Origin of the sequence: Agromyces sp. MMS24-JH15, from assembly GCF_043518605.1 — a bacterium.
Classification (GTDB): domain Bacteria; phylum Actinomycetota; class Actinomycetes; order Actinomycetales; family Microbacteriaceae; genus Agromyces.
The window spans coordinates 2,876,913-2,890,470 of sequence record NZ_CP171358.1; the positions used below are offsets into that span (position 1 = coordinate 2,876,913).

The window sequence follows — 13,558 nt, forward strand, 5'->3', positions numbered from 1 at the left end:
TCCCGCCGGGGCATCCGCGGCTCAGGGCTCAGGACTCGGGGCTCAGGTCTCAGGTGAAGAGGTTCTGGAGGTCGATCATGACCCGGGGGATCGCGTTCATCTGGAGCTGCGCGAGGAAGATGACGAGCGCGTAGCAGACCGCGGTGATGAGCGGGATCCAGCCGAACCAGCCGGCGGCGAGCCGGCGCACGCGCGGCGAGGCCGGCAGGTTGCCCTCGCGGAGGTTGTGGAGCGTGACCACCCAGAACGTCGGGATCGTCACCGCCCACGTGAGCATGCACCACGGGCAGAGCACGTCGAGCACGTAGATGCTCTGCGCGATGAGCCAGCCGACGAACACGAGCGCGCCGGCGACGCCGAGGTTGAAGCCCGCCCAGAACCAGCGCGGGAACCGGACGCCGCCCATGAGCGCGACGCCGATCGTGATCACGACGGGCCACGCCATGAGGCCGATCAGCGGGTTCGGGAAGCCGAAGACCGCGCCCTGCCAGCTCGCGAGGTTGACGCCGCAGCCGACGAGGACGCCCACGTCGCACGAGGGGACGTGGCTCGGATCGCTCAGGGTGAGGAACTTCTCGAGCGACAGTTCGAAGGCGGCGTAGAGGCCCAGTGCGCCGGCGATGAGCAGGGAGAGGCCGAGCCCGAATCGACGCGGCTGGGTGGGGGAATCCGGCATGGATCGGATTATGGCACGCCGGTTCCGGCGAGGGCTGTGCGAGACGTGCGATAATCGAGGGAGTCGTCCGGGCCGCGCCCGGTTCGACGCCACGAAGGCTTTGACGGATGCGATGCATCCGGACTGCGGTCGATGAACCGCGAGATGTGGCGACCCGGCCCCCGGCCGGTGTCGCATGATGAAGGATTGGCGGTCCGCGCACAGCGCGGAGCCGCTCGAGGAGTACGGAGCCGACGGCGCGGCCGCGGATCCGGTCTAGGAGTGCACCTGGGATGGTGGAAGGAACCGAGAACAGCGGCAACGGCTCTGAGCGCGGCGCATCGCGTCGGCGCGGGGGGTTCTTCGGCGGACGTCGCGGTCGAGGCCGCCTCGTGCGCCCGGAGATCGACCCCGGCGTCGACCCGGAGCAGCGCGTGACGGCCGGCGCCGAGTCGCCCGAGGGCGAGTCGACCGTCGAGCGGGCTGCGGCGCAGCCTGCCGCCGCGGACACGGTCGGCGATGCGCCCGAGGCGACCACCGGCCCCGAGGTGGCGTCGACGGATGCCCCGGCCGGCGAACCGGCAGCGGCAGACGAGGATGCGGCGCCCGCGACGCCGGAGTTCGAGCCGATCCCGGTCGGCCTCACGACGACGTCGCTCATCTTCCGCGCGCCGCCCGTGCTGATCATCCCCGAGCGCCCCGAGCGTTCGGAGCGGCCCGAGCGTTCGGAGCGGCCCGAACGGGGCCCGCGTCCGGAGCGCCAGCAGGCCGACGAGACGGGCGAGGAGTCCGCGTCGAGCGTGCGGCGCCGAGCGCGCCGGCGCAGCGGCGAGGAGTCGCAGCGTTCGGGCGACGACCCCGCCAACACCGTCGTCAAGGTCCGCACCCCGCGCACGCCCGAGCTCATCACCGAGCCGCAGCGCGTCAAGGGGTCGACCCGGCTCGAGGCGAAGAAGCAGCGTCGACGCGACGGCCGCGACGCCGGCCGCCGTCGCACGGTGATCACGGAGTCGGAGTTCCTCGCACGGCGCGAGTCCGTCGACCGCCAGATGATCGTCCGTCAGAAGGGCGGCCGCATCCAGATCGGCGTGCTCGAGGACGGCGTCCTCGTCGAGCACTACGTCGCGCGGAACCAGGATGCGTCGCTCATCGGCAACGTGTACCTCGGTCGCGTGCAGAACGTGCTGCCGAGCATGGAGGCCGCGTTCGTCGACATCGGTCGCGGACGCAACGCGGTGCTGTACTCGGGCGAGGTCGACTGGGATGCCGCCGCCGAGAACGGCGAGAAGAACCAGCCGCGCCGCATCGAGCTCGCGCTGAAGCCCGGTGACAAGGTGCTCGTGCAGGTCACGAAGGACCCGGTCGGCCACAAGGGCGCGCGACTCACCAGCCAGGTCTCGCTGCCGGGCCGGTACCTCGTGTACGTCCCGAACGGCTCGATGAACGGCATCAGCCGCAAGCTCCCCGACACCGAGCGCGCGCGCCTGAAGAAGATTCTCAAGGAGGTGCTCCCCGACAACGTCGGCGTCATCGTGCGCACGGCGGCCGAGGGTGCCACCGAGGAGCAGCTCACGCTCGACGTCAACCGCCTCACCTCGCAGTGGGCCGACATCTCGGCCTCGCTCGAGAAGGTGCAGGCGCCCGCGCTCCTGCACTCCGAGCCCGACCTGCTCATCAAGATCGTCCGGGACGTCTTCAACGAGGACTTCCAGAAGATGATCATCGCGGGCGACGAGGCGCGTCAGACCATCGAGCGCTATCTCGCCGCGGTCGCGCCCGACCTGCTCGAGCGCGTCGAGGCCTTCGAGGGCGAGCGCGACGCGTTCGACGAGTTCCGGATCACGGAGCAGATCGAGAAGGCCCTCGAGCGCAAGGTGTGGCTGCCCTCGGGCGGTTCGCTCATCATCGACCGCACCGAGGCGATGACCGTCATCGACGTGAACACGGGCAAGTTCGTGGGCTCGGGCGGCAACCTCGAGGAGACCGTCACCAAGAACAACCTCGAGGCCGCCGAGGAGATCGTCCGCCAGCTGCGGCTGCGCGACATCGGCGGCATCATCGTCGTCGACTTCATCGACATGGTGCTCGAGTCGAACCGGGACCTCGTGCTGCGCCGCCTCGTCGAGTGCCTCTCGCGCGACCGGACGAAGCACCAGGTCGCCGAGGTCACGTCGCTCGGCCTCGTGCAGATGACGCGCAAGAAGCTCGGCCTCGGGCTGCTCGAGTCCTTCAGCGAGCCGTGCGAGGTGTGCGCGGGCCGCGGCATCGTCGTGCACCACGAGCCGATCGTCCGTCACCGCGCCCCGCAGCAGCAGGTCGAGCGCCGTCGCGGCCGCGGCGGAGCGCAGCCCCAGCCGCAGCAGCCGCCCCAGCAGCCGCAGGCTGCGAAGGACGCCAGGCCGCACGCGGGCACGCACGGCATCACGGAGGACGCGAAGCACGCGCTCGCGCAGATCGCGGCCTCGACCATCGCGCACGGCGATGTCCGTCCGGCCACCGGCGCCGTGCCGATCCAGGCCCCCGCCGCGTCGACCCCGCAGTCGGGCGTCGACGCGACGGATGCGCAGGGCGCTCAGGGCGAGCCTCGCACCGGCTCGTCGCGCAGCAGCCGTCGACGCGGTCGTCACCGTCGTGCGACGTCGGCGGATGTCCCCGCGACCGAGGCCGCCGTCGAGGAGACGGTCGACACCGTCGACGCACCGGCCGCGGCCGAGGCCCCGACCGTGGATGCGGTGCCGGCTGAGCCGGAGACCGTCGCCGACGCGATCGCCGACGACGAGGCCGAGTCCGGCTCGGAGACCGAGACGGTCATCCCGATCATCGACCTGCCCGAGCCGGCCGTGGCACGGGGGAGCGTCCCGCGCATCGCCGACGCGGACCAGCTGCTCGGGTCGGTGCTCGACGCGCTTCCCGCGCCGAAGCAGCCCGGCCAGGGCCGCTCGCGGAGCCGGCGGGTCTCGACCGCGGCGCTGAGCACGGCGGGCGCAGCGCCCGTGATCGTCCGGCCCGACGACCAGCCCGAGGATGCCTCAGCCGAATGACGGCCCGCGGCGCTCGCGCGGACGGACCCTGAGTCCGCTCCGCGCGAGCCTGCGGACCAGGTCGCGGGGCCCGACGAGCGTCGCGCCGGCCTCGATCAGGTCGGCCTGTCGCTCGATCGGGTAGTCGTAGTGGTCGAGGTCGAACCCGCGCTCGGGCAGCCCGGCACGGCGTGCGAAGGCGTGGAGCTCGTCGAGTGACGCGTCGCTCACGACGTGCCCCCAGATCGTCCCGTGCTTGGGCCACAGCGGGGGATCGATGAGCACCGTCATGCCGCGATTCTATGGAGCGGCGGCCGGCGACGCGCCGTTGCCGTGAGTTTGACCGCCTTCGGGGCATCCGGTAGACTCGACCGTTGGTGCCGCTGCTTATCCCAGCGCGCACGCACAGTTTTCTGCTGGCACGGCCTCTCCTCCCGCTGGGGTCATCCGCGCAGTGACATCCCATCAACGCAGACGGAGCCTCGAGGCTCCCCAGAGATAGGTACGAGTAGTGGTTTACGCAGTAGTGCGCGCCGGCGGCCGACAGGAGAAGGTCGAGGTCGGCACCATCGTGACGATGGACCGCATCAAGGCCGATAAAGACGGCAACGTCGTCCTCACGCCGGTCCTCCTCGTGGACGGCGACAAGATCACCTCCGACGCGAAGTCGCTCGCCAAGGTCACGGTCACGGCCGAGGTCCTCGGCGACCTCCGCGGCCCGAAGATCGTGATCCAGAAGTTCAAGAACAAGTCCGGCTACAAGAAGCGCCAGGGCCACCGTCAGGAGCTCACGCGCGTCAAGGTCACGGGCATCAAGTAAGGGCCAGAGGGAGACAACGAGATGGCACACAAGAAGGGTGCGAGCTCTACTCGCAATGGTCGTGACTCGAACGCGCAGCGCCTCGGCGTGAAGCGCTTCGGTGGTCAGGTCGTGAAGGCCGGCGAGATCCTCGTCCGCCAGCGCGGCACGCACTTCCACCCCGGCGCCGGTGTCGGCCGAGGTGGCGACGACACGCTGTTCGCCCTCGAGGCGGGCGCCGTGCAGTTCGGTGCGAAGGGCGGCCGCAAGGTCGTCAACATCGTGGCGGTCGCCGAATAATCGGTCGATCGATGTCGTGAGGGCGGGCTTCGGCTCGCCCTCACGTGTTTCAGCAGAGGAGAGTATCGGCATGGTCAGCTTCGTCGACGAGGTACGGCTGTTCGTGAAGGCCGGCCACGGCGGGAACGGCTGCGTGTCGGTCCGGCGCGAGAAGTTCAAGCCGCTGGCAGGCCCGGACGGCGGGAACGGCGGCGACGGCGGCGACATCGTGCTGGTCGCCGACCCGCAGGTGACGACGCTGCTCGCCTACCACGGCCGCCCGCACCGCACGTCGCCGAACGGCCAGCCGGGCATGGGCGACAACCGCTCGGGCTCGACCGGCGAGGACGTCGAACTGCCCGTGCCGGTCGGGACCGTGGTCAAGGACGACGACGGAGTCGAACTCGCCGACCTCTCCCAACCCGGCATGCGGTTCGTCGTCGCCGACGGCGGCCAGGGCGGCCTCGGCAACGCCGCGCTCGCGAGCACGAAGCGCAAGGCCCCCGGCTTCGCGCTGCTCGGCACGCCCGGCTTCGAGGGCGAGGTCACCCTCGAGCTGAAGACCATCGCGGACGTCGCGCTCGTCGGCTACCCGTCGGCGGGCAAGTCCAGCCTGATCGCGGCGATGAGCGCCGCGCGCCCGAAGATCGCCGACTATCCGTTCACGACCCTGCACCCCAACCTCGGCGTCGTGCAGGCCGGTGACCACCGGTTCACGGTCGCCGACGTGCCGGGCCTCATCGAGGGCGCCAGCGAGGGTCGCGGCCTCGGGCTCGACTTCCTGCGCCATGTCGAACGCTGCTCGGCGCTGCTGCACGTGCTCGACTGCGCGACGCTCGAACCGGACCGCGACCCGATCAGCGACCTCGACGTGATCCTGGGCGAGCTCGGCGCGTACCCGGTCCCCGAGGGCCAGACGCCGCTGCTCGAGCGCCCGCAACTCATCGCGCTGAACAAGGTCGACGTGCCCGAGGCGCTCGACCTCGCCGAGCTCGTGAAGCCCGAGCTCGAGGCGCGCGGCTACCGCGTGTTCGAGATCTCCACGGTCAGCCATGAGGGGCTCCGGCAGCTGGGCTACGCGCTCGGCGACCTCGTCGACGAATCCCGTCGCGCGGCCGCGTCCGTGCCGGCGCCGCCGCGCATCGTCATGCGGCCGCGCGCGGTCGACGACGCCGGGTTCGCGGTCCGCCCCGAGGGCGGCAGCTACGGGACCATCTACCGGGTGCTCGGCGCGAAGCCCGAGCGCTGGGTGCACCAGACCGACTTCACGAACGACGAGGCCGTCGGGTACCTGGCCGACCGGCTCGCCCGACTCGGCGTCGAGGACGAGCTCGTCCGCGCGGGCGCGGTGTCCGGCAGCACGGTCGTGATCGGCCCGGGTTCGGGCGTGGTGTTCGACTGGGAGCCGACGCTCACCTCGACGGCCGAGCTCATGACCGCACCCCGCGGCGCCGACGCGCGACTCGACGACAACCGCCGTGCGTCGCGTGCGGACCGCAGGACGGCGTACCACGAGCGGATGGATGCGAAGGCCGAGGCACGCGCCGAGCTCGAGCGCGAGCGCGAGGCCGGCATCTGGGCTGCGGACGAGGAGCAGGAGTGACGCCGCTGCACCGGAGCGACATCCCGACCGCGACGCGCATCGTCGTGAAGGTCGGATCCTCCTCGATCAGCGGCGCGAACACGGGCCAGATCGAACCGCTCGTCGACGCGATCGCGGCGGCGCACGGCCGCGGCGCCGAGGTCGTGCTGGTGTCGTCGGGCGCGATCGCGACGGGCATGCCGTACCTCGACCTCGAGGAGCGACCGAACGACCTCGCGACGCAGCAGGCCGCGGCATCCGTCGGCCAGAACCTGCTGATCTACCGCTACCAGCAGTCCCTCCACCGGTTCGACATCATCGCCGGCCAGGTGCTGCTCACCGCGGGCGACCTCGAGAACGCGACGCACCGCTCGAACGCGCAGCGCGCGATGGAGCGGCTGCTCGGCCTGCGGATCCTGCCGATCGTGAACGAGAACGACACGGTCGCCACGCACGAGATCCGATTCGGCGACAACGACCGGCTCGCGGCGCTCGTCGCGGAGCTCGTCGGGGCCGAACTCCTCGTGCTCCTGAGCGACGTCGACGCCCTCTACACGAAGCCGCCGCACCTGCCCGGTGCGGAGCGGATCGAGGTCGTCCCTCACGGTGACGCGCTCGCGGGCGTCGAGATCGGCTCGGTCGGTGCGGCCGGCGTGGGGACGGGCGGCGCGGAGACGAAGGTCTCGGCCGCACGCATCGCGGCCGAGGCGGGCACGTCGGTGCTGATCACCGCGACCGCGCTGGTCGCGGACGCCCTCGAGGGCCGCGACGTCGGCACCTGGTTCGAGCCGGCACCCGCACGTCACACGGCCGGAGACGCGCGCCTCCTCGCCTAGGCTGGGGGCATGGCGCACACCGACACCGGGGCCGTGACCGACACGGCCGTCCTCGACGAGCGACTCGCCTCCGCGAAGGAGGCGTCCTACCGGCTCGCCATCGCGACGACGGCGCAGAAGGATGCCGCGCTCGAGGCCATCTCGCGCGGGCTCCTCGCTCGTGCCGACGAGATCGTCGCCGCGAACGCGGCCGATCTCGAGGCCGGCCGGAACGACGGTCTCGGCTCGGGACTGCTCGACCGACTCGCGCTCGACCAACGTCGGATCGCGGCGCTCGCGGACGCCGTGCTCGATGTCGTCGGACTCGACGACCCGGTGGGGCAGACGCTGACCGGCCGGACGCTGCCGAGCGGTATCCGCATCGACCAGGTCCGGGTCCCGCTCGGCGTGGTCGGTGCGATCTACGAGGCCCGCCCGAACGTGACCGTCGACATCGCGGCGCTCGCGCTCAAGAGCGGCAACGCGGTCGTGCTCCGCGGCGGCTCCGCGGCGGAGCACACGAACGCGGTGCTCGTCGACGTGCTGCGCGAGGCCGTCGAGTCGGTCGGCCTGCCGCCCGGCGCCGTGCAGACCGTCGACGACTTCGGCCGTGCCGGCGCACGTCACCTGATGCAGGCGCGCGACTACATCGACGTCCTCATCCCGCGGGGGAGTGCGGGGCTGATCCGCGCGGTGGTCGAGGAGGCGAAGGTGCCCGTGATCGAGACGGGCGCCGGTGTGGTCCACATGTTCCTCGACGAGTCGGCCCGCCAGGACTGGGCCGTCGAGCTCGTCCACAACGCGAAGGTGCAGCGTCCGAGCGTCTGCAACGCGCTCGAGACGCTGCTCGTGCACCGGGCTGCGGCCGAGCGGCTGCTGCCGACCGTCCTCGATCGGCTCGCCGCGTCGGGCGTGACCATCCACGGCGACGAGCGCGTCCGCGCCATCCGCCCGGATGTGCTGCCCGTGACCGACGAGGAGTTCGCGACCGAGCACATGAGCCTCGAGATGTCGGTCGGCATCGTCGACTCGCTCGACGACGCGCTGCGCCACATCCGCCGCTACTCGACCCGGCACACCGAGTCGATCGTCACGAACGACCTGGGCAACGCCGAGCGGTTCCTCAACGAGGTCGACGCGGCCGCGGTGATGGTGAACGCGTCGACGCGGTTCACCGACGGCGGCGAGTTCGGCTTCGGCGCCGAGGTCGGCATCTCGACGCAGAAGCTGCATGCCCGCGGCCCGATGGGCCTGCCCGAGCTCACGAGCACGAAGTGGATCGTGCGCGGTGCCGGGCACGTGCGCGCGTGACGCGCAGTAGACTGTCCGACGGCGCGGCCCCGAAGCCGCGCGGCAATGCGAAAGGAACGGCTGAATGAGCCTGGTGACTGCAATCCTCGCCGAGACCGAGACGGTGAACGCGAGGGAGCTCCCCATCGAGCCGTTCTTCTACGGACTCATCGCGTTCTCGATCTTCATCGTGCTCGCGTTCGTGGCGGCGTCGTACCGCGACGTCGCCAACCGCCACCGCGCGAAGGCCGAGGCGTACGCGGCACGTCACGGCGGAGACGCGCACGCGGGGCACTGAGCGGCTGACCATCCGATGACGTTCGAGGAACGTCGCCGTCGCATCGGCGTGATGGGCGGCACCTTCGACCCGATCCACCACGGCCATCTCGTGGCGGCGAGCGAGGTCGCGCAGTCGTTCGACCTCGACGAGGTCGTCTTCGTCCCCACGGGGCAGCCGGCGTACAAGCGCGTCACGACTTCGGCCGAGCATCGCTACCTGATGACGGTGATCGCGACGGCCTCCAATCCGCGGTTCACCGTGAGCCGGGTCGACATCGATCGCGACAAGACGACCTACACGATCGACACGCTGCACGACCTGGCGGCGCGGTTCCCCGACGCGGACCTGTTCTTCATCACGGGAGCCGACGCGGTCGCGCAGATCCTCTCGTGGCGCGACGTGTCGGAGCTCTGGGAACTGGCCCACTTCGTTGCTGTGAGTCGACCGGGACACGAGGCATCCGTTACGGGTTTGCCGGAGCAGCACGTAAGCTGGTTGGAAGTCCCGGCGCTCGCGATCTCATCGACCGACTGCAGGGACAGGGTGAATCGCGGCCACCCGGTCTGGTACCTCGTGCCCGACGGGGTGGTCCAGTACATCTCGAAGCACGCCCTCTACCGGAGTGTCGAATGACGTCGTCGGAACCGCCGCTGACTCGCCGTGAGGCGAGGGAGCGCGAACGCCTGCTTGCTGAGCAGGCCGCTCCGGCGACCGCCGGGAGCGGCCCGTCGCCCGCGGCCCCGCCCGCCCAGCAGCCGCCCGCACCCCCGGCGCAGCCGGCACCCCCCCGGCCCGTGCCGCCCGCTTCCGCCGGCCCGCAGCAGGCGAACCCGTACGCGCCCCAGCACCCCGGCCTCCAGCCGGCGCAGGGCCAGCCGTTCGCGCCGCAGCCGAGCGCACCCCGACCGCCCGCGGCACCGGCGTTCGCGCCGCCCGCAGCAGCGCCCGCGGCCCGGCCGTATCCGGGTGCCCCCTCGGGCCCGGCCGTGCCGCAGTATCAGCCTCCGCAGCAGGCGGCCCAGGCCGCACCGCGCCCGCCTGTCGCGCCCGGGTACCCGTACCCGCAGCAGGCGCCGCAGGGCGGTGGCCCGACCGCCGCCCGACCCGCACCGGCACCGGTGCCCGGTCAGGCCGCTCCCGGTCAGCCGGCTCCCGGCCAGCCCGCGCAGTGGGGTCCGCCGCAGGCGGCACCGCGGCCCGCGCCCACCCCGGCCGCCGCTCCGCCGCAGCAGCCTCGGCCCGAGCGACGGGCGCCCGAGCGGACGCTCACCCGTCGCGAACTCCGTGCGCTCATCGACGCCCAGCACCCCGACGCCGAGAGCCTCCTCGCCGAACTCGAGGACCTCCCCGACGACGCACCGGCGCCGGCCCCCGCGCTGCGCACCGACGTTGCGCCGCAGGTCGACCGTCCCGCAGCGCCCACCCGATCGGGCGGGCACTGGGCGGACCGGCTCGAGGAGGCCGACGAGCCGGACGCATCCGGGCCCTTCGACCAGTTGCTCTCGCGCGGCGCGGGATCCCACGGCGTGCCGACGACCACGAACGCGCTCATCCTGCCGACGCTGCCCGACCTGGGCCCGCTCGCACCAGCCCAGCCCGGCGAGGTCATCGTCACCGGCACGATCGACCTGCCGCGGAGCCTCGGTTCGACCGGCATCCACCCGAGCCAGATGGACTCGACCGACATCGACCGGCTGTTCGAGCACGTCGACGACGACACCACGGGCGTCGCCCCGGTCGCCGCGACGAAGGCGATCAGCACGCAGGGCGGCCCGCGCTCGGTGATCACGCCGCCGCAGAAGGAACGTGCCAACCTGCCGCTCATCCTCGCGATCACGGCGGGCGTGCTCGCGCTCGGCGTCGTCGCGACGCTCGTCATCGGCGCCGTCGCAGGGCTGTTCTGATGCACGTGGCATCCGTTTCCGATCGGAAGGACACCGCGTGACCGCATCCGATCGCGCCCTCGAACTGCTCGCCGTCGCCGCGCGCGCGGCCGACGCGAAGGGTGGCGAGGATCTCGTCGCACTGGACGTCTCGGTTCCGACGCCGTTCGCCGACGTATTTCTGCTCGCCACCGGGTCGTCCGAGCGCCAGGTGCTCGCGATCGCCGAGGCGGTCGCGGAGGCCCTCGGCGACCTTGGCGTCGGCACGCACCGGCGCGAGGGATACCAGCTCGGACACTGGGTCCTGCTGGACTTCGGCGACCTCGTCGTGCACGTGTTCCACCGCGAGGAGCGCCTCTACTACGGCCTCGAACGGCTGTGGTTGGACTGCCCGCCGATCCCGGTCGCGCCCCTGCTGCCGGCCGGTGGCGCGGCGAGGAGCTGAGCCGTCCTCCGATTCGCACTCCCCGGATGACTGGTGTAATGTCTTCATGTCAGCCCGCACGGCGGGAAGGCGAAAAACTGAAGAATACGGGTCTGTGGCGCAGCTGGTAGCGCACCTGCATGGCATGCAGGGGGTCAGGGGTTCGAGTCCCCTCAGATCCACCAGGAACCCCTGATGATCGCAAGATCGTCAGGGGTTTTCTCGTTGGCGAACGGCTGAATCGAGGGGATTGCGGCCTTTTTGGGGCCTTTTTCGTCTCGAATGGCTGATCTGGCGGGGCCTGCAACCGGCCCACAGGCATCCACAGCCTTCGCCACCTGACGCCGCGGGCGGTCTGGATGAGGAACTCGTGCTGCACGCGCTCCGCAAGTCCGCGGTGACCGCGGTCGCCGACGCCCTGGGAATCGAGGGCGCAGCGCAGTTTGCCAGGCACAAGAGGTCGCGGGGTGACGGAGCAGTGCTACGCGAAGCGGGCCGTTCGGGCGCCGGATACGTTGGGTGACTTGGGGGTTCTTCAGCAGGCACGAGGGCGGGACTCGGTAGTGCAACTGGCCGCGACCTGAGGTTGAGGTTTGCGATATCGGTATCGTTGTCAGGTGGTCCGGGTTGAGGAACGCGCGGAGGGTGATACCGACCTCTACGTCGATGCGCTTGCCGCTGTCGCGTCTGGGCTTGCTGCCTCACAATCCAGCCTCGCGGCGGAGCGGCTCCAGCCGATCGCCGGACGGATCTGGCACGGACGGCTGTCCCGCCCGCGCTCCAAGGACGGGGCCTCCACCGACGGCGCGCCACGCGGGATCGCCATGCGCGGCAGAGAGCGCGACGTAACGCCTCGAAAGCGCGCAGAGGTATTCATTCGGGACGGATTCTGCTGCGCATACTGCGGCGGAAGAGTGATTCCACTCCCGGTATTGGTGGCTATCAGCGACGTCTTCCCCGAGGGACTTCCGTATCACGCCTACTACAAGTCTGGCCACATCCACCCAGCGTTTTGGTTCGTGGCGCCGGAGGTCGATCACGTCCTGGCACACGCCAGCGGCGGCACGGGTGAGCTTGAGAACCTAGCCACACTCCACTCGGCGTGCAACGCGATGAAGGCCGACGTCCCGATCACGGATCTTCCGCCGGTCGAGCGTGCCAAGCGGGTTGACGGATGGGACGGACTACTTTCCCTGTACCCAGGGGTCGTGGCGGCGGGCGAGACGTACGGCACGCGTCACCACGCGGCGCGGTATCACACGGACTGGCTGAGGTACTTCGGCCTTTAGCCGAGGTTGGAGTGGGACCAGGGTTTCCCCGGAGCAGCGCTGCGGTCGCCGATTAGCTTGCGCTGATCACAGCGAGAACTGTATCGGCCAACCGGGTGTCGTCGCTGGGAAGGCCTGCCAGGATCTCGTCGAGCCCCACGTCGGTCTGGACGATCCGGTCGACGCTCTCGTCGGCCCCGACTTGTCGGGACACGAAGACCTTGCTGTAGTCGGGATCGACCAGTGGCTCAGGTGCTAGCCCATTGAACACGACCGCAGTTGGCCCGAACTCAAGGAGGACGAGCGGCTCCGAGTCCGTGCGTCGGAGAGTGATGCACCACTCCCACTTCCCTACCCATCGCGCCTGCACAGACTCGATCTGTCCGCGCCGCAGGGCATTGTTGACCTGAGCCGCTACCGTCTGCTCGGCGAAGCTTCTCAGGCTCCGCTTGATCTGGGCGAGCGTCGCCCGCCCCTCTTCGAACTGGCGCTTGGCATGCTGGGCAAGCAGGTCGGCGAACTCCTGCGCGGCAACCTCCTGTGGTCGGTACCCGTAGCGCGCAGACTCACCGGTCTCGCACATGGTCCTGATGAACGCGATCCGATCCTCGTTGCTCACGGCGCCGGCACCTTCCACGAAATGATCGACCAGCTGATTGACGAAGAAGAGCTGCTCGGGATGCGTGCGCTGCCACGCCGCATCGCGCGCGATGTGCGCCTGGAGGCCCTCCAGCAGCTCCGTGTAGGTCACGACCACGGCGTGCTCCCAGCCGTCCGTCTGACGATGTGCCTCGTGTCTGGCGCACAGAAGCACCACAACGCTCTGCTTGCTGCCTGCGGCGCCGAAGGCGAGATACCGCTGGTAGTCGTGGCCGTGGCCGTCTGACGCCTCAAAGTTCTCCACGACGATGCTCGCGCGCGGGCTGGCGAGGACGATATCGGCAACGTCCTTTCCGAGCGCATCGGGCCCAGAGGTGTCGACCTCTTGGACGACGCGATAGCCCGAAGTGGGTAGCTGAGCTCCCGAGGAAAGTCCGCGATTCACGTGCTCCACGAAAAGGCGTTGGAAGGCGTCCCCGAACCCGTGAGTGCCGTCTACGCGGAGAAGCCAGGCGAACACGTTGGACAACTGCTTCTCATGGGTGCCGTGGTGCATGACCCGGAACACGTTGAACTGTTCGGCCAGGCTCCTCGAGAGCAATGGCACCAACGCTGTTGCCAGTTGGTTGAGCGACCTCGCGGTTGCCGTCATACACCGACAGT

14 protein-coding genes and 1 tRNA gene are annotated in these 13,558 nt (G+C 70.5%); 12 read left to right on the forward strand and 3 right to left on the reverse strand.

All coding sequences use genetic code 11. The features are described from left to right. Positions 1 to 49: 49 nt before the first annotated feature. Positions 50 to 676, reverse strand: coding sequence for a vitamin K epoxide reductase family protein (locus ACDF64_RS13085; RefSeq protein ID WP_394551796.1), 627 nt, complete (start codon positions 674 to 676; stop codon positions 50 to 52). Between the two features lie 371 nt (positions 677 to 1,047). Here ACDF64_RS13085 and ACDF64_RS13090 point away from each other — a divergent pair, with 371 nt between their 5' ends. Further along, positions 1,048 to 3,696: an Rne/Rng family ribonuclease gene (locus ACDF64_RS13090; protein ID WP_394551798.1), complete on the forward strand. Its 2,649-nt coding sequence runs from the start codon at positions 1,048 to 1,050 to the stop codon at positions 3,694 to 3,696. On the opposite strand, the gene ACDF64_RS13095 is transcribed toward ACDF64_RS13090, so the two are convergent. Continuing rightward, positions 3,685 to 3,966 carry a DUF4031 domain-containing protein gene (locus tag ACDF64_RS13095; protein WP_394551799.1) on the reverse strand — a complete coding sequence of 94 codons (282 nt, stop codon included), beginning with the start codon at positions 3,964 to 3,966 and terminating at the stop codon, positions 3,685 to 3,687. The genes ACDF64_RS13090 and ACDF64_RS13095 overlap by 12 nt on opposite strands. 220 nt (positions 3,967 to 4,186) lie before the next feature. Between ACDF64_RS13095 and rplU the strand changes: the two genes are divergently transcribed. The 11 genes from rplU (at position 4,187) to ACDF64_RS13150 (ending at position 12,316) form a co-directional block, all read left to right on the forward strand. Beyond that, positions 4,187 to 4,495 carry a 50S ribosomal protein L21 gene (gene rplU / locus ACDF64_RS13100; RefSeq protein WP_394551800.1) on the forward strand — a complete coding sequence of 103 codons (309 nt, stop codon included), beginning with the start codon at positions 4,187 to 4,189 and terminating at the stop codon, positions 4,493 to 4,495. 21 nt (positions 4,496 to 4,516) lie between these two features. Beyond that, entirely contained in the window at positions 4,517 to 4,774 is a 258-nt protein-coding gene (rpmA, locus tag ACDF64_RS13105) for a 50S ribosomal protein L27 (RefSeq protein ID WP_394551801.1), read from the forward strand. A gap of 70 nt (positions 4,775 to 4,844) precedes the next feature. Then, positions 4,845 to 6,356 (forward strand): GTPase ObgE, encoded by a 1,512-nt coding sequence (gene obgE, locus ACDF64_RS13110; protein ID WP_394551803.1) that lies wholly within the window; start codon positions 4,845 to 4,847, stop codon positions 6,354 to 6,356. Next, the gene (proB, locus tag ACDF64_RS13115) at positions 6,353 to 7,171 is read left to right on the forward strand and encodes a glutamate 5-kinase (RefSeq protein ID WP_394551804.1); all 819 of its coding nucleotides are present in this window, start codon (positions 6,353 to 6,355) and stop codon (positions 7,169 to 7,171) included. The genes obgE and proB overlap by 4 nt, the downstream gene beginning before the upstream one ends. Before the next feature lie 9 nt (positions 7,172 to 7,180). Continuing rightward, positions 7,181 to 8,461 (forward strand): glutamate-5-semialdehyde dehydrogenase, encoded by a 1,281-nt coding sequence (locus ACDF64_RS13120; RefSeq protein WP_394551805.1) that lies wholly within the window; start codon positions 7,181 to 7,183, stop codon positions 8,459 to 8,461. Between the two features lie 64 nt (positions 8,462 to 8,525). Next, positions 8,526 to 8,738, forward strand: a complete 213-nt coding sequence (locus ACDF64_RS13125; protein WP_394551806.1) for a hypothetical protein — start codon at positions 8,526 to 8,528, stop codon at positions 8,736 to 8,738. Positions 8,739 to 8,753: 15 nt separating this feature from the next. Continuing rightward, positions 8,754 to 9,353, forward strand: coding sequence for a nicotinate-nucleotide adenylyltransferase (gene nadD, locus ACDF64_RS13130; protein ID WP_394551807.1), 600 nt, complete (start codon positions 8,754 to 8,756; stop codon positions 9,351 to 9,353). Positions 9,354 to 9,514: 161 nt separating this feature from the next. Beyond that, the gene (locus tag ACDF64_RS13135; RefSeq protein WP_394551808.1) at positions 9,515 to 10,624 is read left to right on the forward strand and encodes a hypothetical protein; all 1,110 of its coding nucleotides are present in this window, start codon (positions 9,515 to 9,517) and stop codon (positions 10,622 to 10,624) included. 37 nt (positions 10,625 to 10,661) lie between these two features. Continuing rightward, positions 10,662 to 11,048 carry a ribosome silencing factor gene (rsfS, locus tag ACDF64_RS13140; RefSeq protein WP_394551809.1) on the forward strand — a complete coding sequence of 129 codons (387 nt, stop codon included), beginning with the start codon at positions 10,662 to 10,664 and terminating at the stop codon, positions 11,046 to 11,048. A gap of 88 nt (positions 11,049 to 11,136) precedes the next feature. After that, positions 11,137 to 11,212: transfer RNA gene (locus ACDF64_RS13145), tRNA-Ala, on the forward strand. 432 nt (positions 11,213 to 11,644) lie between these two features. Further along, positions 11,645 to 12,316 carry an HNH endonuclease gene (locus tag ACDF64_RS13150; RefSeq protein ID WP_394551810.1) on the forward strand — a complete coding sequence of 224 codons (672 nt, stop codon included), beginning with the start codon at positions 11,645 to 11,647 and terminating at the stop codon, positions 12,314 to 12,316. A gap of 52 nt (positions 12,317 to 12,368) precedes the next feature. Here ACDF64_RS13150 and ACDF64_RS13155 read toward each other — a convergent pair whose 3' ends face one another. Beyond that, positions 12,369 to 13,547: a PD-(D/E)XK nuclease family protein gene (locus tag ACDF64_RS13155; protein ID WP_394551811.1), complete on the reverse strand. Its 1,179-nt coding sequence runs from the start codon at positions 13,545 to 13,547 to the stop codon at positions 12,369 to 12,371. Positions 13,548 to 13,558 lie beyond the last annotated feature (11 nt).